General features: G+C 62.6%; 27 protein-coding genes. 15 read left to right on the forward strand and 12 right to left on the reverse strand.

The window, feature by feature from the left end:
• Positions 1–25: 25 nt before the first annotated feature.
• The 6 genes from ACQR3T_RS15865 to ACQR3T_RS15890 are packed head-to-tail and all read left to right on the forward strand — an operon-like array spanning position 26 to position 5,143.
• Entirely contained in the window at positions 26–724 is a 699-nt protein-coding gene (locus ACQR3T_RS15865; protein WP_032377636.1) for a methylamine dehydrogenase light chain, read from the forward strand.
• 56 nt (positions 725–780) lie between these two features.
• Complete coding sequence (locus ACQR3T_RS15870; protein ID WP_428694402.1) at positions 781–2,034, forward strand: hypothetical protein; 1,254 nt, start codon at positions 781–783, stop codon at positions 2,032–2,034.
• 20 nt (positions 2,035–2,054) lie between these two features.
• On the forward strand, positions 2,055–3,620 hold the full coding sequence (locus ACQR3T_RS15875) for a multicopper oxidase family protein (protein WP_428694403.1): 1,566 nt from the start codon (positions 2,055–2,057) through the stop codon (positions 3,618–3,620).
• A 10-nt stretch (positions 3,621–3,630) separates the two neighbouring features.
• Positions 3,631–3,969: a plastocyanin/azurin family copper-binding protein gene (locus tag ACQR3T_RS15880; protein ID WP_032377638.1), complete on the forward strand. Its 339-nt coding sequence runs from the start codon at positions 3,631–3,633 to the stop codon at positions 3,967–3,969.
• Between the two features lie 8 nt (positions 3,970–3,977).
• The gene (locus tag ACQR3T_RS15885; RefSeq protein ID WP_230591269.1) at positions 3,978–4,274 is read left to right on the forward strand and encodes a biphenyl 2,3-dioxygenase; all 297 of its coding nucleotides are present in this window, start codon (positions 3,978–3,980) and stop codon (positions 4,272–4,274) included.
• A gap of 32 nt (positions 4,275–4,306) precedes the next feature.
• Positions 4,307–5,143, forward strand: coding sequence for a methylamine utilization protein (locus ACQR3T_RS15890; protein ID WP_428694071.1), 837 nt, complete (start codon positions 4,307–4,309; stop codon positions 5,141–5,143).
• Positions 5,144–5,206: 63 nt separating this feature from the next.
• On the opposite strand, the gene ACQR3T_RS15895 is transcribed toward ACQR3T_RS15890, so the two are convergent.
• Positions 5,207–5,695, reverse strand: a complete 489-nt coding sequence (locus tag ACQR3T_RS15895) for a MarR family winged helix-turn-helix transcriptional regulator (RefSeq protein ID WP_052070370.1) — start codon at positions 5,693–5,695, stop codon at positions 5,207–5,209.
• A 58-nt stretch (positions 5,696–5,753) separates the two neighbouring features.
• Between ACQR3T_RS15895 and ACQR3T_RS15900 the strand changes: the two genes are divergently transcribed.
• A complete protein-coding gene (locus ACQR3T_RS15900; protein ID WP_428694072.1) occupies positions 5,754–7,034 on the forward strand; it encodes a carboxylesterase family protein in 1,281 nt (426 codons plus the stop codon).
• A gap of 81 nt (positions 7,035–7,115) precedes the next feature.
• Positions 7,116–7,496 (forward strand): VOC family protein, encoded by a 381-nt coding sequence (locus ACQR3T_RS15905; RefSeq protein WP_037173111.1) that lies wholly within the window; start codon positions 7,116–7,118, stop codon positions 7,494–7,496.
• A gap of 99 nt (positions 7,497–7,595) precedes the next feature.
• Here ACQR3T_RS15905 and ACQR3T_RS15910 read toward each other — a convergent pair whose 3' ends face one another.
• Positions 7,596–8,288 (reverse strand): hypothetical protein, encoded by a 693-nt coding sequence (locus ACQR3T_RS15910; protein ID WP_428694073.1) that lies wholly within the window; start codon positions 8,286–8,288, stop codon positions 7,596–7,598.
• A gap of 167 nt (positions 8,289–8,455) precedes the next feature.
• Here ACQR3T_RS15910 and ACQR3T_RS15915 point away from each other — a divergent pair, with 167 nt between their 5' ends.
• Together ACQR3T_RS15915 and ACQR3T_RS15920 are read left to right on the forward strand one after the other, a co-directional pair.
• Positions 8,456–8,953 (forward strand): hypothetical protein, encoded by a 498-nt coding sequence (locus ACQR3T_RS15915; RefSeq protein ID WP_428694074.1) that lies wholly within the window; start codon positions 8,456–8,458, stop codon positions 8,951–8,953.
• A gap of 11 nt (positions 8,954–8,964) precedes the next feature.
• Positions 8,965–10,248: an MFS transporter gene (locus ACQR3T_RS15920; RefSeq protein ID WP_428694075.1), complete on the forward strand. Its 1,284-nt coding sequence runs from the start codon at positions 8,965–8,967 to the stop codon at positions 10,246–10,248.
• On the opposite strand, the gene ACQR3T_RS15925 is transcribed toward ACQR3T_RS15920, so the two are convergent.
• Together ACQR3T_RS15925 and ACQR3T_RS15930 are read right to left on the reverse strand one after the other, a co-directional pair.
• On the reverse strand, positions 10,223–11,245 hold the full coding sequence (locus ACQR3T_RS15925; protein ID WP_428694076.1) for an ABC transporter substrate-binding protein: 1,023 nt from the start codon (positions 11,243–11,245) through the stop codon (positions 10,223–10,225). The two genes, ACQR3T_RS15920 and ACQR3T_RS15925, sit on opposite strands and share 26 nt — an antisense overlap.
• An 81-nt stretch (positions 11,246–11,326) precedes the next feature.
• Positions 11,327–12,007 (reverse strand): FadR/GntR family transcriptional regulator, encoded by a 681-nt coding sequence (locus ACQR3T_RS15930; protein ID WP_428694077.1) that lies wholly within the window; start codon positions 12,005–12,007, stop codon positions 11,327–11,329.
• Positions 12,008–12,184: 177 nt separating this feature from the next.
• On the opposite strand from ACQR3T_RS15930, the gene ACQR3T_RS15935 reads away from it, so the two are divergent.
• Positions 12,185–13,945 (forward strand): 2-isopropylmalate synthase, encoded by a 1,761-nt coding sequence (locus tag ACQR3T_RS15935; RefSeq protein WP_428694078.1) that lies wholly within the window; start codon positions 12,185–12,187, stop codon positions 13,943–13,945.
• On the opposite strand, the gene ACQR3T_RS15940 is transcribed toward ACQR3T_RS15935, so the two are convergent.
• The gene (locus ACQR3T_RS15940) at positions 13,942–14,385 is read right to left on the reverse strand and encodes a VOC family protein (RefSeq protein ID WP_032377643.1); all 444 of its coding nucleotides are present in this window, start codon (positions 14,383–14,385) and stop codon (positions 13,942–13,944) included. The genes ACQR3T_RS15935 and ACQR3T_RS15940 overlap by 4 nt on opposite strands.
• A gap of 126 nt (positions 14,386–14,511) precedes the next feature.
• On the opposite strand from ACQR3T_RS15940, the gene ACQR3T_RS15945 reads away from it, so the two are divergent.
• Complete coding sequence (locus ACQR3T_RS15945) at positions 14,512–14,919, forward strand: hypothetical protein (protein WP_428694079.1); 408 nt, start codon at positions 14,512–14,514, stop codon at positions 14,917–14,919.
• 2 nt (positions 14,920–14,921) lie between these two features.
• Here ACQR3T_RS15945 and ACQR3T_RS15950 read toward each other — a convergent pair whose 3' ends face one another.
• Together ACQR3T_RS15950 and ACQR3T_RS15955 are read right to left on the reverse strand one after the other, a co-directional pair.
• Complete coding sequence (locus ACQR3T_RS15950; protein ID WP_428694080.1) at positions 14,922–15,707, reverse strand: hypothetical protein; 786 nt, start codon at positions 15,705–15,707, stop codon at positions 14,922–14,924.
• 161 nt (positions 15,708–15,868) lie between these two features.
• On the reverse strand, positions 15,869–16,153 hold the full coding sequence (locus tag ACQR3T_RS15955; RefSeq protein WP_428694081.1) for a hypothetical protein: 285 nt from the start codon (positions 16,151–16,153) through the stop codon (positions 15,869–15,871).
• 79 nt (positions 16,154–16,232) lie between these two features.
• On the opposite strand from ACQR3T_RS15955, the gene ACQR3T_RS15960 reads away from it, so the two are divergent.
• Complete coding sequence (locus ACQR3T_RS15960; RefSeq protein ID WP_428694082.1) at positions 16,233–16,601, forward strand: hypothetical protein; 369 nt, start codon at positions 16,233–16,235, stop codon at positions 16,599–16,601.
• A gap of 49 nt (positions 16,602–16,650) precedes the next feature.
• Here the strand turns inward: ACQR3T_RS15960 and ACQR3T_RS15965 are convergent, their stop codons facing one another.
• The 5 genes from ACQR3T_RS15965 to ACQR3T_RS15985 form a co-directional block, all read right to left on the reverse strand.
• Positions 16,651–17,484, reverse strand: coding sequence for a hydrolase (locus ACQR3T_RS15965; RefSeq protein ID WP_428694083.1), 834 nt, complete (start codon positions 17,482–17,484; stop codon positions 16,651–16,653).
• 135 nt (positions 17,485–17,619) lie between these two features.
• Positions 17,620–18,228: an SDR family NAD(P)-dependent oxidoreductase gene (locus tag ACQR3T_RS15970; RefSeq protein WP_428694404.1), complete on the reverse strand. Its 609-nt coding sequence runs from the start codon at positions 18,226–18,228 to the stop codon at positions 17,620–17,622.
• A 168-nt stretch (positions 18,229–18,396) separates the two neighbouring features.
• The gene (locus tag ACQR3T_RS15975; protein ID WP_428694084.1) at positions 18,397–18,627 is read right to left on the reverse strand and encodes a hypothetical protein; all 231 of its coding nucleotides are present in this window, start codon (positions 18,625–18,627) and stop codon (positions 18,397–18,399) included.
• A gap of 308 nt (positions 18,628–18,935) precedes the next feature.
• Positions 18,936–19,349: an SgcJ/EcaC family oxidoreductase gene (locus ACQR3T_RS15980; protein WP_428694085.1), complete on the reverse strand. Its 414-nt coding sequence runs from the start codon at positions 19,347–19,349 to the stop codon at positions 18,936–18,938.
• Positions 19,350–19,438: 89 nt separating this feature from the next.
• Positions 19,439–20,392, reverse strand: coding sequence for an NAD(P)-dependent oxidoreductase (locus ACQR3T_RS15985; RefSeq protein WP_428694086.1), 954 nt, complete (start codon positions 20,390–20,392; stop codon positions 19,439–19,441).
• Between ACQR3T_RS15985 and ACQR3T_RS15990 the strand changes: the two genes are divergently transcribed.
• Positions 20,367–20,717, forward strand: a complete 351-nt coding sequence (locus ACQR3T_RS15990; protein ID WP_428694087.1) for a winged helix-turn-helix transcriptional regulator — start codon at positions 20,367–20,369, stop codon at positions 20,715–20,717. The two genes, ACQR3T_RS15985 and ACQR3T_RS15990, sit on opposite strands and share 26 nt — an antisense overlap.
• A gap of 204 nt (positions 20,718–20,921) precedes the next feature.
• Positions 20,922–21,380 carry an SRPBCC family protein gene (locus ACQR3T_RS15995; protein WP_428694088.1) on the forward strand — a complete coding sequence of 153 codons (459 nt, stop codon included), beginning with the start codon at positions 20,922–20,924 and terminating at the stop codon, positions 21,378–21,380.
• Positions 21,381–21,502 lie beyond the last annotated feature (122 nt).

Here is a 21,502-nt window from a genome sequence, read left to right on the forward strand (position 1 = left end):
GATCCCTTCACACATCGGAGCGCACATGGACAATCACGAACATCCCCACCACTCGGAGTCGGGTAGTAGCGAGCAGCGGTATCCGGTCGACGAGAACACCGTGGCCGAGCAGGCCGAATGGATGGCAGGACGCGGAGGCAGCTTCGCGAGCAGGTCAGGACGTAAACTGTCCGAACGTGTTTCGCGTCGATCCATGATCTCGAAGATCGGCAGGTGGACGCTGGGTGCCTCGGGAGTGGCCGTCGTCAGCGCGCTACCCGTGTCCCGCGCCTACGCGCAGGAAACACCGGCAGCTTCGGCACCCGAGCCGCAGGTTCCGGAGTACGACGGCAGCAATCCCGCCGAGTGCGACTACTGGCGGTGGTGCAGCATGGACGGAACGTCCTGTGCCGCATGTGAAGGCGGTGGCTTGACCACCTGTGCACCAGGATCCAAGCCCGGAGCCGAATTCTGGGTCGGCTGCTGTACCAACCCCGCCGACGGCAAGACGTACCTCATCGCCTACTACGACTGCTGCGGTGCACCGAGCTGTTCCAATTCGTTCTGTGGTGAACCCGACATGCAAGCAACGATGTACAACCCGGTCAGCGGCAGCTACGACCAGGAGATCATCTGGTGCGTCTCCGACGAGTCCCAGGCGTACACGTGCACCATGGCTCCGATCGTCGGCGCGGACTGCCAGGCCCGTCCCGCTGCTCGCCCGAAGGTAGGTGCCGGCTCGTGAGAGGTCTACGCCGGACCGCGGTACTCACTGCCGCACCGTTGGCCGCCCTACTGGCGATGACGTCGTGCAGCTCGTCGAGCGACGACACCGAGGACTCGGCCTCCTCGACCGAGGTCACCTACCCGTCGGTCGAATTCACCGCGCCCGGTGAGGGAATCGGTCTCGGTGAGGAGGATCAGGAGATCACGGGCCAGATCCCCGAGCCGCTCCACGTCGGAGAGATCACCCCGATCGGTGCGAATCAGATCCTCGGTATCGAGGGCGGCTTCGGGAAGCTGGAAATGACCGTCAACGCACTCGATCCCGCGACCGGCAAGGTCACCACCCGAGTGACCGTCGGGGCGGGAATCTGGGATCCGGTGGTGCACGGGTTCGTCGGCGAGACCAGCAGCGACCCGGCCATCATCGCAGCCGAGGTATGGCGGCCGCGCGGATCGCGCGGAGCCGCGGACTTCACCGTCAGCACCTATTCGGGAAACCTACTCGAACCCAAAGAGGCCGAACTCCCCGATGTGGCACGCGTGCACTCGCGGGAAGGGTCGAACGCCGTCACCTCCGACGGCAAGTACTTCGTCAGCTGGGACGACGGACTCTACGGAATTCGCGTCGTGGATCTCGAGGCCGGCAAGGAATCGGGTGCACTCCGCATGATCGGCTGTGGGCCGTTCACCTGGATGGTCGGCCATGATCTGTACAGCGTGTGCGAGGACACCCGAGAGTTGCTGCACGTCAACATCGGTGACGACGGTGTGCCCACCGAGGTGGGCCGCGAGAAGGTCCTCCCGGACGACTTCGTCAGTACTCGCAAGACGACATTCGCTGAGGACGCGAAGAAGGCTCTGCTCGTCAGTGAGAACGGCGACGTGTTCGTCTTCGACTTCTCGAACGGACTTCCCACCGAGGCAGTGAAGCCGATCGGAAACGCCGGCGACCCGTCCGGGCGTTTCTCGGAGAACGTCATCAACGCCGACGCGACCCGCATGGCCATCACCTACACCGACAGCATCATCCATCCGGACTCTGTGCGCGGTGGCTCGGTGGCGAAGATAGTACTGTCCGACGCTGCGAATCTTGCACCCGTTCGCTCGTTGACGTTGGCGGACATCGGCATCGAGAGCTTCTCCTCGATGGCGTTCAGTCTGGACGGTAAGACGTTCTACGTGCTGGGCGACGGTGCCGAGGTCGACGGCGAAGCGCCGCAGAAGCTCGTCGGTTTCGACGCCGCGACAGGTCAGCAGGTCAGCTCCGTCGACATCGACGGCGCAGTCAACCCCGTCACGAATCTGATCACGCCCGAGGAAATCGAGTGACTTCGCCCGACACCCGGTCGATGCTGGGCCGACGCCGCTTTCTGTCCCTCGCGACAGCAGGCGTCGGCCTGGCGGGAATCGGTGCACTCGGTGTCGCCGGATGCAGCACCTCCACCGAGGGGACATCCGGATCCACGGACAAGTTGAACTACATCAAGCCGACCGACCCAGAGGTCGCTGCTGCCGAGGCGGCACGCGCATCCTCCGGAAAGACGGCAACGTACGCTCTCGGCGCCGGCATGGCAGCAGTGGACCTGGGCGGGCGTCTGGTGAACACGTGGACCTACGGAAACGGTGCGGTAGCGCCGGAGCTACGGCTCACGGCCGGCGACACGATGCGCGCATCGGTCACCAACTCCCTGTCGAGCGACACGAGTATCCATTGGCACGGCATCCGGATTCGCAACGACATGGACGGCGTACCACCCGTGACACAGGAGGCAATAGTTCCGGGCAGTACATTCGACTACTCGTTCATCGCCCCCGATCCCGGGACGTACTGGTACCACTCGCATTCCGGCTTGCAGGCCGACCGTGGCCTGTTCGGGGCGCTGATCGTGGAAGACCCCAACGACAATTCCGGTGCCGACGCCGATGCCGTTCTGGTACTCGACGACTGGGTCGACGGCCTGGGAACCACACCCGACGCGATCATGGCAGCGCTGAATCCGGAACTGCACGGCGGCGGTCACGCCGGTCACGGCGGGGCAGCGGCTCCGGCTCCGATCGGCGCAGACGAAGCCACGGTTGCAGCGTCGTTGACCTCGTCGGGACACGGGGAGTCTCAGGTGCTCGGGGGCATGACGCAGCACATCGCCTATCCGCTCCACCTGATCAACGGCCGACCTCCCAATGACCCTGCTGTCGTCGAGGCTGCTGCCGGATCTCGACTACGGCTGCGAATCATCAACGCGGGAGCGGAGACTCCGTATCGGTTCGCGGTCGCCGGACACCGCATGACGATCGTTGCCGTCGACGGCTTCGACGTGGTGCCGGTCGAGACCGATGCGATTCTCATCGGTATGGCGCAGCGATACGACGTACTGGTGACGGTCGCTTCCGGAGCATGGCCGATGGTGGCCGCAGTGGAGGGCCGACCGGGATACGCGTCGACGGTACTGCGCAGCACGGACGCCGCACCCATGTCGAATCCTGATGTCGGAGGACCTATTCCGGAGCTGGGGCGTGAGCTGGTTCTCGAGAGTGAGCTCCGGCCGGCAGAGAAGTCGAAGTTGGCCGACAGAACTCCCGACCGCGAGTTCTCGGTGGATCTGCTGCAGGCCGGTGATCGGTACGTGTGGGCGATGGCCGGATCCGATGCGGGCAAGCTCGTCATGAAGCAGGGCGAGCGAATTCGCATCACCATGAACAACACGTCGACCATGTGGCACCCGATGCACACGCACGGACACACGTTCGCCGTTCCGGACTACGGCGGGCTGCGCCGAGACACCGTCAACGTCCTGCCCGGAACCTCGTTGGCGATCGACTTCGACGCGGACAACCCCGGCGAGTGGATGTTCCACTGCCACAACGCCTACCACTTCGAAGCCGGTATGACGGCGAACTTGATGTACATCAGATGAGAGGTAACCCATGAAGAAGATTCTTGTCCTGCTCGCTGCGCTGGTGGCGCTGCTGGGCCTGACAGCATGCAGTAGCGACTCGGGAAGCGATGCCCCCGCGGCGACCGTCCGAGTCGAGAACATGAGCTACAGCCCGGCCTCGGTGACCATCAAGAAGGGCGAGACCGTCGAGTGGATCTTCGACGACAACGGTCTGCCGCACGATGTGGTCGAGACGGCCGACGAGACCTTCAAGAGCGAGCTGCTGACCGAAGGTAGCTACTCCTACACCTTCGAGGAGGCAGGCACATTCGACTATCACTGCACCCCGCACCCGATGATGCTCGGCACGGTCGTCGTCGAGGAGTGAGAACGGTGGTGGCGGTCTCCATCCTGGCGATCGCCGCCGGGTGCTCGTCCGAACCCGACATCGACGCCACCGTGCTCATCAGCAACGTCCGGTTCGATCCGCAAGAGGTGAGCATTCCGGTCGGCGGCACCGTCGAGTGGCAGTTCGACGATGGCGGACTGCTCCACGAAGTTCACGCCGACGGCGTGTTCGACAGCGGTGTCAACGGAGACAGCACGTTTCGGTTCACGTTCGACACGCCGGGTGACGTGGAGTACCACTGCTCGATTCACCCGTACATGTCCGGAACGGTTCACGTCGGCTGATGTGCACCACCACAGAAATCGAGGAGGTATCCATGACCACGATCATCGATCACACTGCACTGCAACAGGATATGCCCCAGATCAGACCGACCCTGCAGAGCTCGGTGGGTCTCGGCACACGCACCGTGCTCATTTCGGCTGCCGCTGCGATCGGCGCGGGTGCTGCACTCGCGTCCACTCCGACTGCCGCGACCGGGCTGACCGGTGTCGTCGTCGCCGCGGGAGCCGTCACGGCACTGGCGGCCAACTGGTCGACGTGCGGAATGTCCGTCGCGGGAGTTGTCGTAGCACCCAAGCAACCCGGGCGTAAGGGGTCATCTACCCCGGTCCGTCGACTCGGTTGGCACGCACTGGGTTCCGTCGTCACCGGTTCGGTCACGGGTGCCGCGATCGGTGCCGTCGGGGGAGTCTTCTCGGGTGCTGTGCCGATGGCCGCGCTGCTCGGTGTGTGGGCCGCCCTCGCTCTCGCATACGGATTGCACGAACTGGGCCTGATCTCGATGCCGACTCCGATGCGTCGGCAGCAGCTACCGCGTCATCTGCGGCGGAGTATGGAACCGTGGAAGGTATCCCTGCTGTTCGGTGCCGTCATCGGACCGGGCTTCTTGATCTACATCCGGTCGAGTGCGTACTACCTGATGGCACTGGGTGTGGCAGCGATGGGCTCGCCCGCGCTGGGTGCGGCACTCTTCGTGACGGTCTCGCTCGGCCGCTGCATGCCGAGTGCGCTGGCTATCGTGCACACCCGCCGGGGCGGATCGATGCCCGGCTTCCTCTCGCTCATGTGCGTCGTCGACCGTCGGGTTCAGGCGTTCACGGGAGCTGTGCTTGTCGGCGTCGCAGTGTTCGCGGGAATTGTAGTCGTGTAGACGCTTTGCGATCAGGGGTGGTCGGGGTGCGATACCCGGGCCACCCCTTTTCGTTTGCACCGTTCACGGGAGCAGTCCTTGGTGCAGCCTTCGCAGGAGCGTGTTCAGCTGGTCCAGGTCGTCGTCGGTCAGGTCGGTTTTCGCATGGCCCGGGGTGCCGAGCACCGTGGGCAAGGCCGCCTGCACTCGGTCGATGCCGGCTGGGGTCAGGGTGACGAGCACGCGACGGCGACTGTGTGGGTCCATTGATCGCTGCACGTATCCGCGTCGCTCCAGCCCGGACACCCGGTGGGTGACCGAGCCTGCGACCACCAGAAGCTCGGTGGCGAGGTCGCTCATCGACACCGACGCATCACGTCGACGCCACAGCGCGGACAATACATCCCACTCCCTGGCGTCGAGATCGAACGGGGCCAGTTGCTCGGCGCGTAACCGCTCCATGTCGTGTTCGAGCGCTCGGAGCCGTCCACTGAGCTCGAGCCCTCGCAAGTTTGCCGTCGGGAACTCTCGGCGCCAGTGCGCGAGCGGCTCTTCGAGCGGGTCTGTTGACATTTCCACCTCCGAAGCGGACTCTATCAGTATCAAACACTTTGATATTGAAGGATCTGACATGAGTGCGATTTCCACCACCAGTGGCCACCTGACTGTCGACGAGGTCGACGGCATCGTTCACGCTCGCGGTATTGCCTACGCCGTCGCGCAGCGGTATGAGGATCCCGAACCGATCCTGAGCCCGGACGCCGAGTTGGATGCAACCACCAGAGGTCCGATGTGCTGTCAGAATCCTTCGCGTCTCGAGGGTGTGAACGGCCCCATCGGGAACGAATTACGACAGAGCGAAAATTGTCAGGTACTGAGCGTGACAGCTCCGAGTGCAGCGCCGGAACTGCCCGTGATGGTGTGGTTTCACGGCGGCGCGTACGTGTCCGGAGGTGGGGAAGCCTCGAAGTACGATCCAGATCCGTTGGTGCGCAACGGAGTGATCGTGGTCTGCGTGACTTATCGACTCGGCGGCTTCGGCTACCTCGATCCCACGGGTAACGGACGAACCAACCTGGGACTGAAGGATCAGATCGAGGCCATGCGGTGGGTGGCGTCGAACATCGCGGCATTCGGAGGCGACCCTGCCAACGTCACGATCTTCGGTCAGTCCGCCGGTGCCGACTCGGTTCTGTCGATGATCGCAGCAGACTCCGCCCGAGGGTTGTTCCATCGAGCGATCGTCCAAAGTGCCCCCAACGGCGTCACCGAACGAGCAGCGCAACACACGATCGCGCAGCGCGCATTCACAGCCCACTTCACATCCAGGGACCTCGACGCCGCGACGGCACCCGCTGCTGAGGTGCTGGCCGGAGAGAAGACGGTGGCGTCGGCGATGGTCGACGCTCCGGCGACCGGGCGCATGCCCTTTCACCCCGTTGCCGGAGACGATCCACTGCCGGGCGATCTGGCGTCTGCTCTCGAAGCCCGCGCCGCGGGTGTGGAGCTGCTCATCGGCAATACGAAAGACGACGCCGCTCCGTTCGTTGCGATGGATCCCCGAGGAGCACGACTGCGCAGATGGGGGCCACTAGGGCGAATGTTGTTCTCGCGCATCGTTTCGCGAGCAACGTCCACAATGTTCGATATCGATGCTGTCGCACGGATCTGGCGTGAGAGCGGAGGCGAGGTCGCGACGTACCGATTCGATTGGGCGCCCGAGAGTTCATCCCTCGGTGCCAGTCATTGTCTCGAACTTCCGTTTCTGTTCGGTGGGGATTGGTCGGACGCGCCGATGCTGAACGGGCAAAGACCACCTGCTCGCTTGGCCGCTGAGATGCAGCAGATCTGGACGGCGTTCGCCGCACAGGGTGTGGCGGGACTACCGAGTCACTCGCTCCGCTTCACCTGAATCCCTCCATCTGCGCGGACATCCTTCTGGGTTGTGGAATCAGTGTCCGTAAAGGCGCTCGGGTGGTGTAGCTTCGCGCGCATGGCATGTCGAATCAGTGAACTCGTGCTCGATTGTCGCGATCCCGAGGCCTTGGCCACGTTCTGGTGTGAGGTGTTGGACTTCGTCGTATTGGATAGGGAGGACGACGGTTCCGTGGAGATCGGTGCGCGCGACGGGTTCGGAGGGTCGCAGCCGACCATCATCCTCAGTCGCAACGAGAACCCCGAAAAGGCGAAGCCTCGCTTGCACATCGACGTGAGCGCAACCGATCAGGATCAGGACGCCGAACTGGAACGACTTCTTACGCTCGGCGCACGACGAGTGGAGATCGGTCAGACCGGCCAGGAGTCGTGGCACGTGCTCGCAGACCCCGAAGGGAACGAATTCTGTTTGCTGCGAACACGACTCAGTCCTGTGTGAAACCTCAGGTATGAACGGAGGTCGGCTTCGTCCACGAGGCGCGGATGTGGTGAACGACCGCCAGCGACAATGCGAGTGCTGTCCCCGGCAGACCTGAGCTCAGCGTTCACCGCGACAGAAAACACGCGCTTCGGGATCTGCCAACGGGTCGGGCGTGATGTCGGCACAGTTCTGCATCACGGGCAGGCCCTGATAGTCAGCTAGTTGCGGACATACCTGTGCCAGTGCCGAATAAACGAGAAGCTCGAATTGGGCTGCCTGATCGCCAGGAATCGACGGGGCCGCCCGGTCGGTCGGATGCAGTTGCTCCCACATCTGACGGACTCCGGAACCGGCGATCGAGCTGCACACCGCTCGTCCGTATTGCGCAACCTGGCCTCGTAGAGCGCGGAATTCGACTCCCGAGTGAAGCGTCCCGTCGTTGATGGACATGCCGCACACTGCACGTGAGAAGGCTGCGTCTGCGCCACTCGGAACTTCGTCGTTCGGCCCTTGCCGCCACTCCGTGCGCTTGTCTTCGGCAAGTTGTTCAGGTGATGGGAACGATTGATCCGGGTAGGTGGCACGCTGGTCGTCGAAGACGGTCTGCCAGTACGTGACGTAGTCGCCCTCGGTGATGTTCGGCTGGTTGGAGTCCACGCATACAGCTGTTTCGTCGACGGGAGCGTTGTCAGGAGCGGTGGTGAAATAGCGCTCGGACGTCGGCGACGCGGTGCTGGGCGGGTCCTCGGACGGTGTGCCGCATGCGGTTGCGACGACCACTGCCGCAATCGGGATGATCGACCACCTCATGCCGGCAAACCTAACAGGGAGCAGCGGCACCCAAGTAGTCGCTTATGTGCAGCTGAGATACTCACGCCGTGCACCACTTCTTCCCAGACCGAGAGCAAGTGTTGACCGGGACATGGACGCCGTCACAGGGAGTCGAGATAACGCATGCCGACCTGCCTGACCCGTGGATGCGTGCTATCCAACGACTCGGCCGTGATCTGCATGTGCGCCAGTACAGCGGCGTCATCGAACACATCGATTGGGTAGCCGAGTACGACCCCGACGGCGGTGCGGTGTGGCTTGCGAGCGCGGTCACCATCGCGGGTCAGCGAGCTAACGGCCTGAACGGCAACGGCACCGGTGCGTATATCGATGCCCATGAAGATGCTGCGTTGTGGTCGATGGCTGATCTCGTCCAGAACGCAGTGGCCGAGGCGCACACCGCGTGGCCGTGGGGTGATGCCGGCGGGTTCATGAGCCCCAGCTCGTTGACGAGGCAGCGGTGTGGCGCGATAGGAACGGCGGCACCACACGCATGGGAGACCTCACGGAGAACACGTGATCACTCGAGCGCGTGCATTCGGCTGAACACCCCCCCCGATCAAAGATCGGCGGCCGACGGAGCCAGTTCGCGGCGGGCCGAGCTGCCGAGGCTGAGGGGACCACGGGGGCCGCCGCGCCAGTAGTGTCGACGCTCGTGACGATCAACCCTGGATTCGGTGCTGCGTCGGCGCGAGGTCGACTGCGAGACCTACCGCCGGTGGTCAAGCTCGTGTTGGTATCAATGGTGTTGTTCAATGTCGGCTTCTATCTGGTGGTTCCGTTTCTTGCGGTCCATCTGTCCGAGGAGCTCGGATTCGCGAGCTGGATCGTCGGCCTCGTGTTGGGACTTCGCACGTTCAGTCAGCAAGGCATGTTCTTCCTCGGCGGCAGCATTGCCGATCGATTCGGCAGACGCCCGGTCATTCTGTGGGGCATCGCAATACGCATCGTCGGCTTCGGTGTGTTGGCGCTCGCGAGCAGTCTGGCCGCGGTGATCGTCGGAATTCTGCTGATCGGTTTCGCCGCAGCATTGTTTGCCCCGGCAGTGGAGTCGGCCAACGCCGATATCGGCCGGCAGCTCGAAGACGCAGGCGTCATCAAACGCACCGAACTGTTCGGCTACGAACAGATGAGCAGTCGGCTCGGCACCGTCCTCGGTCCCGCATTGGGAGCGGTGCTGCTGGTGTTTCCGTTCTCGGCTTCCGCCGGCGTGGCCGCAATCCTGTTCGCGGGTATGTGGATCGGCTTCTACTTCCTGTTTCCTGCGGCTACCGCAACCGGCGGCGTCGTCGGTACATCCATCACTCGAGTCTGGCGCGTGGTGTTGAGCAACCGACGCTACGTCGTTCTGGCCACTCTGTGCAGCGCGCAGTTCGTCGCACTCGCTCAGTTGTATCTGATGCTGCCCGAGCAACTCTCGCTACGCGTCGGTTCGCAGGATCTGCTCGGGTGGTTCTACGTGGGGGCGGCGGTACTGGTGATAGTTGGCCAGCGACCGATGGTGGCGGTTGCGGCATGGATGGGATCGCGGGCGGCAACGACCGTCGGATTGGCTGTGATGGCAGCCTCTTTCGTGATTCCCGCCCTCGGTCCAGCGAACGTAGCCACATCGGTGTGGCCGTATCTGCAGATCGCAGGATGGATTGCCCTCCTGCATCTGGGTCAGATGTTGATGGTGCCCTCGATGCGAGACACATTGGCCCGAATCGCTGGGGAGCAATATCTGGGTGCACATTTCGGACTTCTCAACACCATCGGTGGATGTCTGTCACTGATCGGCACTATCGGCGTCGGGTATCTCTACGATCGCCTCGACGACGGCAGCGTCGCAGCGGCCACCCCATGGTTGGTGGTCGCCGGCTGCATCGCCGCGCCTGCGCTCGTGCTCGGTGTGTGGTCGTTGATGTCGGACGCTATCTGGCCGCGTCGACTGTCTTGATGTCGTCGATGAACGCCGACAACACGAAGGGGATGGTCAATGGATTGGGCATCGAAACTGCATCGGAGACAATGGGATCCAGCGCAATCAAACCACCACTGCGCACGACTCCGAGATTGGTGAACGTCTCCTGCGACTGCATCGATTCGCGAGCCAGTTCGTAATTGTCGAAGAACAGGTAGTCGCATTCGAGAAGGCTGTAGCTTTCTGCCGACAGTTCGGTGTTCAGCTTGCCTTCGAATCGGGACGCCAAGGCGGCGGGAGGCTCGAAACCGAGTGCGGTCAACAGCTGGGCCCGCGCCGAGTTCGGACTGAATGCGCGCAGCTTGCCGTCGCTCCACCTGATCACCAAGGCCGCCGTCTTGCCGACGTACTGTGGATTGTCTGTTCTAGCCTGCGCCACAAGGGTTTCGACGCGATCGACCTCGGCCTGAGCGGCGCTCGGCAAGCCCACCGCGCGTCCGATTCTGGTGGTGACTTCCTGCCAGGGAAGCACCCAGTCGGTCTGGTCGGCAGCGTGCAGCACCGTCGGCGCGATTGCACTGAGCTGCGCGTAGACGTCCTCGTCGATGGCGTTGTTGACGGCAATGATCAGATCGGGGGAAGCAGCGGCGATCGTCTCCACGTCGAACTCGGTCGTCGCATTCGCCAGTGCGACCGGTTCGTCGCCCTTCACAGTGGGTTCGGCCCAGATACCGATGCCGTCGTCGGTCGAGCCCTTCCACACCGGCACCAGCACGGGCGTCAGACCCAACGACAGCAGGACGTCGGAGTCGCCGATGCCCACCGCGGCGATACGAGTTGGGGCAGCCTCGATGGTTGTCGATCCGAGCTTGTGCTCGACCGTCACGGGGAACGCGCCGTTCTCGGCATGCGACCCGGAATCCGAAGTGTCCGCAGGTGCCGTCGAGCCGTTGGCGCACCCGGCGACGACGAGACCGGCGACCGACACGAACGTCATCGACAACGCAGTCCGCCGATTCACCACTGGATTCATCGAGTCTCCTTCGAGCGTAGTTTGGATGCCCTAATCTAAACCACCCTCACTGGTTTGTGCTGCGCTACGTTCCGCGGCCCGTTACGTCGACGGGTTCATCGAGGCCGACAACTCCAGCAGGTGCGCGCGTGTGAGGGCGTGAGCTCGTTGTGAATCTCGGGCCGCGATTGCCTCGACGACGTCTGCGTGCGTGTCGTGGTCTGCATCGTCGCCGAACGATCCGGCGATTCGCAACATGTCGATCATGGCGTCGCGGAGACGTGGTGCCATGGAGTCGAAGAGTCCGAGCAGAATGTCGTTGTGTGACGCGACCACGATAAAGCGGTGAAAAGCCATGTCCGCGTTCACCAAATCGACTGCATCGCTGCGAGCGGTGTTGCGCAAGTCGAGTGAGCTGCGAATGGTGTCGAGATCGGTGGGGGTACGTCTGGTTGCGGCGAGGGCGGCGGCCTCACCTTCGATCGCGAGGCGGGCTTCGAGGACTGCGGTGATGTGAACCCGCTGCAGAACTCGGTCCCATTCCGTCCGTGCTTCGTCGAGTGATTCGACGAAGACTCCGGAGCCCTGCCGGGTGACGAGAATTCCGCGGCCCGCCAGTTGCCTGATGGCCTCGCGCATCGTCGATCGACCGACGTCGAACATCGGGGCAAGGGTGGTTTCACCTGGCAGTTTGGTGCCGATCGGCCACTCGCCGGACTGAATTCGGGCAAGCAGCAGTTCGGCGGCCTGATCGGCCAAGGATGTTCGGCGTATCGCGGTCACACCGGAACCCTACTCCTCAGCTTGTCTGAGGAGTGGTGCTACATTGCTCGCATGCGCACATTCACGGGCCTTCTCCTTATCGGCCACGACGGGGCATAGCCAGGACCGGCAACCCCGTCGTGGAGCCCGATGCCTGCCGGTTCGCCTCACCGTCCGATCAGAACAGGTACCTCCACCATGTCTGCATTTCCCACCCTGTCCATTCCCGCTGGTCCCGTGCCGTCCGATGCGCCAACCTGGAATCGGCAGCGGCACTCCCAGATGCCGTCACATCGTTACCGTGACGTCTACTCGAAGGTCGACATTCCACTGACGGAACGTCGTTGGCCGGATCGACGGCTAACCGAGGCACCGCTGTGGGTGCCTGTCGATCTCCGCGACGGTAACCAAGCCCTTCCCGAGCCGATGGATCCTGTCCGCAAGAAGCAGTTCTTCGAGTTGATGGTTGCCATGGGCTACAAGGAAATCGAAGTCGGCTATCCGTCGGCGTCGCAGACCGATTTCGATTTCGTGCGACTGCTTGTCCACACCGACCTCGCACCCGACGACGTCACCGTGGTGGTCTTCACCCCGGCTCGACGTGACCTGATCGAGCGAACGGTGGAATCGATTCGCGGCATCACCAACGACGTCGTGATCCACATGTACACCGCCACCGCTCCGACGTGGCGTGAGGTGGTACTCGGCCGCGGGGCCAACGAGCTTCGCTCACTGATACTTTCGGGTGCGGCCGACGTTCTCGAACTTGCCGGCGACCTGCCCAATGTGCGGTTCGAGTTCTCACCCGAGGTCTTCAATCTCACCGAACCCGACTATGTTCTCGACGTCTGCGATGCAGTCACGACTCTGTGGGACGCGACGCAGCAGCGGCCGGTCATCCTGAATTTGCCTGCCACCGTGGAAGTGGCGACACCGAATGTCTATGCGGACCAGATCGAGTACATGAACGACAATCTTGCGCGCCGAGACAGCGTGGTCCTCTCGGTGCATCCGCACAACGACCGCGGCACGGGCATTGCCTGCGCCGAGTTGGCAGTCCTGGCCGGTGCTCAACGGGTGGAGGGTTGTGTGTTCGGCAACGGCGAACGCACCGGAAACGTCGATATCGCCACTCTCGCACTCAATTTGCATGCACAGGGTATCGATCCCATGATCGACTTCTCCGACATCGACCAGATTCGCCGCACCGTCGAGTACTGCAACCAGCTCGAGATCCATCCTCGGCATCCGTATGTGGGCGATCTGGTGCACACCGCCTTCAGTGGTACGCACCAGGACGCCATCAAGAAGGGTTTCTCCGAGCACCGCACGCGGGCGCTGAGCGAAGGTCGCTCCGAGGGCGAGATCGAATGGCGGGTGCCGTATCTGCCGATCGACCCCAACGACATCGGTCGCTCGTACGACGCTGTCATTCGAGTGAATTCGCAATCGGGAAAGGGAGGAATCGCCTACCTTCTGGAAACCGGCTACGGCATCGAACTCCCGCGCCGCCTTCAGATCGACCTCGCCCGGCACGTGCAGGCCCGTACCGATTCGATCGGTACCGAACTGTCGGCCGAGCAGCTCTGGGACATCTTCAGGGCGGAATACATCGATATCGACGACTCCGATGTGACGCTGATCGGCTTCGACTCTCACGATGACAACGGTTCCGCCGACACCTGCGTCACACTGAAGATCGACGGCAGGTCCTTCAGCACGTCACACGGAGGAGTGGGCCCGGTCGAGGCACTCGTCGAAGCGTTGGCCGCCCACGGCCGTCACGTGGAGATTCTCGGCTTGACGCAGACCAGTGTGCGAGCCGGCAACGACAGTGATGCCGTCACGATGCTCGAATATCGCACTGCCGCAGGCTCCGGATGGGCGGCCGGGATCGATCGCTCCGTCCTGTCTGCCACCCTCGACGCGGTTGTTCGAGCAGCCAGTGCGGTGACCTAGCTTTCGGGTGCGGCAACCGATTGGGCGAACATCAGAAGAATGTCGCTCGGCCCGCGGAGGTAGGTGAGCTTGTAGACGCCCTCGTAATTGGCCACGCCTCGCAGGGGAAAATAACCGTGGCGGGCTGCAATCGCCAGAGCGGCGTCGATGTCGTCGACCGAGAAGGCGATGCGGTGCATGCCGATCTCGTTGGGCAGCGTCGGCGTCGTCTCGATGGCGTCGGGATGGATGTACTCGAACAGCTCGATACGCCCGAGGCCGTCCGGGGTTTGCAGCACTGCGATCTTGGCGTGGTTGCCGTCGAGACCGACGGCGGTGTCTGCCCACTCACCTTTGACCGTGTCGCGGCCGAGGACCGTGAGGCCGAGCTCGGTGAAGAAGTCGATCGTGGCTTCGATATCGCGGACGGCGATGCCGACATTTTCGAGCTTGATGCTCATACGCTGAGTGTCGCATAGTGCTTTCTCGGATAGAACAAGACCGAGCGGCCTCGTTCTGGCAGGATCAACAGCTACGCCGGGGTGCGGCGGCCACGAACCGAAGGACGACCAACACATGACGTCACCGTGAACAAGCTCTCGACGGTGGCACTGCTGATCCTGTTGGGTGCAGCCGGGATGTTCAACGGAGTGTCGTTGACCTCGGATCCCACCGGGCGGTCGTTGGGCTTGAATGTCGGGATGCTCCCGTCGTGGCATACCTGGGATTACCGTATATCCGGGTTGTTCGTGTTGTTCTTTCTCGGACTCGGACCGTTGATCTGCGTGGCGGCCGTACTCGTCGACGCCTCCGAAGCTGCGGTGTATGTCACGTGCGAAGGTCTGGTGACCATCGGGTGGGTGGTGTGGCAGATCGTCGTACTCGACATCCATGCTCCCCGCGCTCAAGTTCCCCTCACCCTGTTGGGAGTCGCGTTGATCGTCCTCGCGCTCGGCCAATTCCGGGCGCGTGCCCGCGAACGCAGCCGACAATAGAGTCAGAGACCGACCGCGCCGAGCAGGGCTGCTCCAGGATCGACGACCGCAACGACGGCCGCGACGAACAGCAGCGCCATCACGATCGTCATCACTGCACCGAGCGAACCGAGGACGACGATCATCCGACGGTGAGCACCGTCCGCCGACCTGTAGCGTCGGAATGCGATCACGGCTCCGGTAGCGACTACAGCGATCACCACGGCGGTAGCGCCGATCACCGCCCAGTTGTAGTGCTCGACCTGTGTGAGCAGCTCGAGCAGAGGCGGCCTGGTGTCTCCGCTCTGCACACCGTTCTCGATCAGTGACTGCGCAGTCTGCCCGTCCGCGTTGTCAGCGGAGAGCATCGGAAGCAATGCGACTACGGGTGCGACCGTCGACTGAATGTTGAGTACAGCCACGAACACCGAAAACAACGACAGCACAGTCGTAGTGGCCGCAGCGACCACGTAGCCTACGCCGGCTGTCAGCGATCGCCGCCACAGAGTAGCCGCGGGCAGACCCAGAACCACGGTCAGCAGCACCGAGATGACGATCTTGATCGCGTGCCACTCGAACCAGTAATCTACCATCTCCGCCAAGCCGGGAGGGTAGGTGCGGACGCCGCTGCCCCAGTATTCGACCAGGCCGCGGCCGAGCAGCTCACCCATGACGGATTGATCCTGGAACTGGGGATAGCGTCCGCGCAGCAACGCGGCCGGGCCCAGAACGAACGCGGCCACCAACGCCGCCCCGCCGCATGCCAATACAACGATCGGCCAGTGGCTTCGGGTGACGGACACACTCATCGGACGACTCACGGGAGAGAGTCAATCACCGGGTAGTCGAGAGCGCATCCATCTGAAGTACTACATCGCGGACGAGCCGCATCGGTTGCACGGGACGCTCCACTCGCGACCCCGACGGGAGGGAATCCCCCGATGTCGTCGAGGAGTGGAGCACCAGTTGCTCAGGAGTCGACGTCCGGTCTCTGGTTGCGTCGGACTCTGGCGATAGTCACCCCAGCCAGGATCACCCCAGCAACCGTGAGGAAGTCGGATTCGGTCAACCCTCTGTCTGCGTCGACCACGTACAACACAGCACCTTCGATGGGGGCGTTGAAGAACAGCCACAGAATGGAGGTAACACCCAGCGATATCGCCGCGGGCCACGAAGGCTTGGCGAGACACCATGCGGCCGAAGCGAACACTGCGTTCATCAGAACGAGGGCATGGAAGGGATCGGTAATCGGCACCGGTACATCATGACCGAAGGTCGAGGAGGGTGCGTTACACCCTTCTTCCAGAGAGATGATCGGCTATATCGTCGCCGGCATGGCATCTACTGCAGACTCGACAAGTCCGGTCGATCTCGACTCCGCGCAAGACCGCGCCCTCGAAGTCCGGGCACTTTACGAAATTCTCGAACAGCGCTTCAACGGCAAGGTGTGGTCGTTGCGCGAACTGATGCTCGGATTCACCAACGACGTCGGCACCATCGGTCGGCTGATACTCGCACACGACGGCACCTGGGATATCGACGGTGACGTCGACGACCAACTGAAACACAAGCTCGCTGAGTGCCTGTGGTGGATCTTCGTCCTGTCCGATCGACTCGATATCGACATGACGCACGCCTTCGCGTCGACCATGGACCGCATCGATGCTGGGCTGCAGACAACGATTGCGGCTACTGCCGTCTGAATTCTTGAGATCTGTTCGTTCGCGTCCCGCCGGGATGGGGCTATTTACGTCAGGTCAGGTGGTCGAATTCGCCACTGACCCATCGGATGTGGCGTCGCGCCGAATTCCTGAACACGGTGTGGGCGTCACGTTCGATGGCGTCGCCACCGAGTGTGTACAGCCGATCGAAGTCGAGGGCTTCGAGGTAGTCGACGAGCCGCTGTACGGTGCCGGCCGACAGGGGCACGTGCCGAGGATAGTTGCGTTGGAAGGAGAGCCACTCGGGGTCGAGGCTCCCGGCCACGGTATCTCCGACGAGCAGACTACCTCCGGCGGTGAGAGCGACTGCGCTCGAGGGCATGTGGCCGCCGAGTCGAATGATGCGGACTCCGGGTAGGATTTGTACCTCACCGTCCCAGGTTTCGATGACATCGTCGGTTCGAGGCAGCCACTGTTTGCCTTGTTCGTTGACCAACACCGGTGCCCGCCCGAACGCGTGACTCCAACTGACTTGAGCTGCAAACATGTGTGGATGACTGGTGGCGATGACGGCCACGCCGCCGAGCCCCGACACCAGGGTCTCGATTTCGTCGTCGATATACGCAGGCGGATCCCACAACAGGTTGCCCTGCGCAGTCGTCACCAGGAACGACCACTGCCCGATGCCCAGGCGGGGCGCGCGCCGAAAGCTGTGCACGCCCTGCCCATGATCGCGATAGTCGAGGGTGTGTGGTTGCCCCGCGAGGTCGTCGAATGTCAGCCATCGGCGGGTGTGCGGACCCAGATCACCGAGTTCCTCATCGGACACCGGCCCGAGATCGAGGACGCAGCCGTCCAAGGGCGGCGCATCCGGTGATGCGGGGTGTTCGAGTCCGCAACCGCTGCAGATCCATGTCTTCGCCATGCGGTCGAGGCTAGACCCCACAGCGGCTGTGTCAATTACATTGCTGTTGAACATAATTCAGGTGTACCATCTTACCGTCGCGTGTCCGAACGATCGCCGAAGCACCGCGGGGTGCGGCGTCGGCGGGGGCCAGGGTCAGATCATGTAGCCGCCCGCGAGTTCGATCGACTGCGCGTTGATCCACCGACTGTCGTCCGAGAGCAGGCCGGCGACGTCTACGGCCACGTCCTCGGGTTCGCCGACGCGCCCCAGAGCGGTCTGCGACGCCAGCAAGGTCTCGAACTCGTCGTTCAAGCCGCCGCCGAGTTCCGTTCGGATCGGTCCCGGCGCAACGGAATTGGCCCGGATACGACGGGGTCCGAGTTCCTTGGCGAGATACCGCGTCAATACTTCCAGGCCGCCTTTGAAGCTGGCGTACGGCGCGACCCCGGCGGTGGCGACCCTCGAGGTGGCGCTGACCAGATTCACGATGTGGCCGCCGTCGGCAATGAGAGGCAGGAGTGTCTGGGTGAGGAAGAACGGGCCGCGCAGATGAACCTTGAACAGGTCGTCGAATTGCTGCTCGGTCACGGTTCCGATCGGATGGTAGAGACCGTAGCCGGCGTTGTTGACCAGGTAGTCGAACGTCGTGCGGTCCCAGGTGGTCTCCAGTGCGGTGTGCAGGGAGTCGTGGAAGGCGGAGAAGGACGCGCTGTCGGAAACGTCGAGCTTCATCGCGACTGCAGTTCCCCCGGTTTCGGTGATGCCGGCGACGACGGCCTGCGCGGCGGCCGGGTTGGTGTTGTAACGTCGGGGAGCCCGACCTCCGCCGGGGTGACCCGCGCGCGCTGGGCACGAAGGTAATCGCCCAAGCGGTTGTCCTCTGTCATCACTCGACGCTACTGCCTACGCGACGGTGGCGTCGGGCCGGCTTCATCGGGCGCGTTCGGTGTTGATCATGTCGAACCGGCTGCACAGACCGCCCTCGAAGGTCACCGTCCATGTGTTGTCGAAATCTCCGAGTTCGGCGTAGTGGCCGACGCCGGTGATGGTCGCGCAACTGCCGGCAATCGAGGACGTGGCCCAGCGTTGCCTCGCACGGCTGATCGCCCGACCTGACCGGGAGCCGTCGCTTGGGCAACCGTGACGACTCGTGCTGTTCAAAGACGTCACGCTTTGTGGATTTGGCGAAAAGTGCTGCAGCAGAAGCTAATAAGTGATCACCCGTTGGAGCGCCATATACTTCGGGCGAGATAGCCTCGACGATCACCGAAGAGGAATCTGCACAGGTACCGCACATTCAGGGCCCATGCCACGCCACTTCCTTGCCCTCGAAGAAACCGAACCTCTTTGACGACATCAACGCAATCTTCAGGCGTCATCAGTTGAATCGCCGAAGCGATGTCGGCGATGGACAAGGGCATTGTTCGGCAACGCGATTTACTGCTGCCGGAAAGGCGTGCGGCAGGTACTCAGGGGATCGGGACGGTTGTGTTTTGTCCGCTTGCAATGAGCCACCGACCATCTTGTCGATGCCAGAGATAGCTCGGCTTCCCCTTTCGAGGCGGGGATAGTGCGTCCCCATCGGCGTTCAGATATTCCTGGCTCACTCCTGTCAAAGCAACATCGCTGGTGATGAATCTGACGTGCTCGACGTCGTATCGGACACTGCCGTCGGCAAACGCGCCAGGCAGGACCTTTCTCGTGAATGCTGCGATGGTCGCTTTGCCGATGAGCCGGACTCCACCGGACGTCACCCACACTGCGTCATCGTCGAACAATGACAGGAATGCAACGACATCCTCTGTGCGTTGCGCGCGTTCGAGTTCCGCAACAAGGGAAACCAGTACATCGATGTCGCCAGTGCTCGTGGTGGATGTATTCATGACGACAGTTCACAACCTGAAGCCCTGTCGAGGTCAAGGATGCTCACGCATTTCCTGGCCGTGTCGGCGAGTTCTTCCCGCTACACGGGTCACATTGCCTCGCTCACTCGAGAAGGTGACTCCGTTTGATGTCCGCTCGCCGCGTGTTCGTAGAGAGCTGTCACGGCCGCCGGGAGAGAGGAGTCCACGCCGGCGTCCTTGGACGCGGTGGTCACGTGCTGCATGGTCGTCACGGCCGACATGATTGTCGAGGTCTCGGCTGGATATGTCCGGTTGTCGGCGTCTCGTGCGAAGCCAGGGCCGATGTCTGCGGCGAGGTGCACCATTGCTGTCAGCTGGGCGGCGATCGATTTGCCGTCGATTCCGTGCGCTCTTGCCAGTGCAGTGCCATGTGCCCACGCTGCGAGCGTGGTCCAGAACACGCCGAGCAGTGCTGTGTCGAATGATGCGGGAAGCTCGTGTCGATTTCCGAGCACGGTCAGGGTGGGGGCGATGGTGGTCAACACTGCCATCGCCGTATGGAGGTCGGTTTCGTCTCCGGCGACGAGCATCGTCGATCCGCTTTGACCAATGATCGTCGACGGCGTCACCATGACACCGGCCAGATAGCGAACTCCGTGAACGTGAGCCCACTGACTCAGAGCCCGGCTACTGGCGGGTGTGTCCGAGCTGAGGTTCACCACTAGGGACGCACGGATTACTTCCCCTGCCGAGACGAGAATGCTTCGTGCTGCGGTGTTGTCGAGGGTCGAGACGATGACCAGGTCCGCGCTGGCCGCAGCTTTTGCAGGGTCGGCGGCGAGAAGTGCACGGTCGGCGAAGGGCGTTGCCCGCGAGGGTGTGCGGTTCCAGACGGTTACCTGGTGGCCCTCGTCGATCAGGTGAGTTGCGATTGCGGTGCCCATGTGACCGAGTCCGAGGACTGAAATTTTCATACCGTCAGAGTGGGTTCTTGCAACCGTGCCCACAAGTACCCACTTTGAAGTGCGGTAGCCACCTCGATGGCAGTATTGCGCTATGGCAGCAACTTTCGCGGGGAGCAAATACTCATGCGGCTTGGATGCGGCCGTCTCCGTGGTCGGCGGAAAATGGAAGCCACTGATTTTGTGGCAGCTTCACGATGGTGCGAAGCGCCACGGCGAACTCCGCCGGTCGATCGCTGGTGTGAGCGAAAAAGTGTTGACCCAGCAGCTTCGAGAACTTCAGTCTCATGGCATCGTTCACCGTGAAGTGTTCGCAGAGGTACCACCTCGAGTCGAATACTCACTGACCACACTGGGGCAAAGTCTCAACGAAGCGCTACGAACCCTTGGCGATTGGGGCGAAGAACACGCGGAACACATCATCGGCCTGAGCGCCGAGACGTGAAGTCTCCGATCTGCACAAATTCTGCACGAAAAGTGTTGCGACAGAGAGATATCAATGCGATTCTGGTACCGCTGCACCCAGTGATCGCTCATCGTCTGGAGCGTCGCAGGTTCTCCGTGCCGAGGAAGGATTTCTGCAGCGGCGAGGGCCGTGGCCGTTGTCGGCACCGAGGGTCGACGGCAGAGGGAAGGGGTGTGGAGTGCTGTGGATTTCGAACCTGATTTGGAGCCTGATCGTTCCAGGGTCGAGGTAAGTCGGTTCTACCGCTGTTCGCCCGAGAACGTCTGGCAAGCCCTTACCGAGCCGGCGCTGATCGAGCGATGGCTCATGCCGTCGACCGGGTTCGTCGGGGCGGTGCTCGGAACGCATTTCCTCCTCTCGGTTCACCCGTCGAGTCCTTCGGCCGAGATCGCCTGTGAGGTTGTAGACGTAACGCTGCCCGGTTCGATGACGTGGAGTTGGATGGATTTGCGGGCATCGCCACCTGCGCACTGGTTCGTGAGGTGGGACGTATATGCGCATGGGCGCGGGAGCCGACTGGTCGTCACACATACTGGATTCGATGTCGACGACAAGCGTCAAATGATGGCGCGCAACGCATTCACCCGGGGGTGGGACCAGGTTTTGTCAGGCAAGTTGGCCGAAGTACTCGAGGCGAACTAGGTCCATTGAACAGGTGGTTGGGTGCACGGGCAGCCTCAGGGATCGTGCATCTGATGCAATGCCAGCTGTACTGGTAGCCCTGAATATCAGAACTCGGCCTCTTGCAGCACGGCCGCGGCCGC

The organism is Rhodococcus sp. IEGM1428, from assembly GCF_050321865.1.
Classification (GTDB): Bacteria; Actinomycetota; Actinomycetes; order Mycobacteriales; family Mycobacteriaceae; genus Rhodococcoides.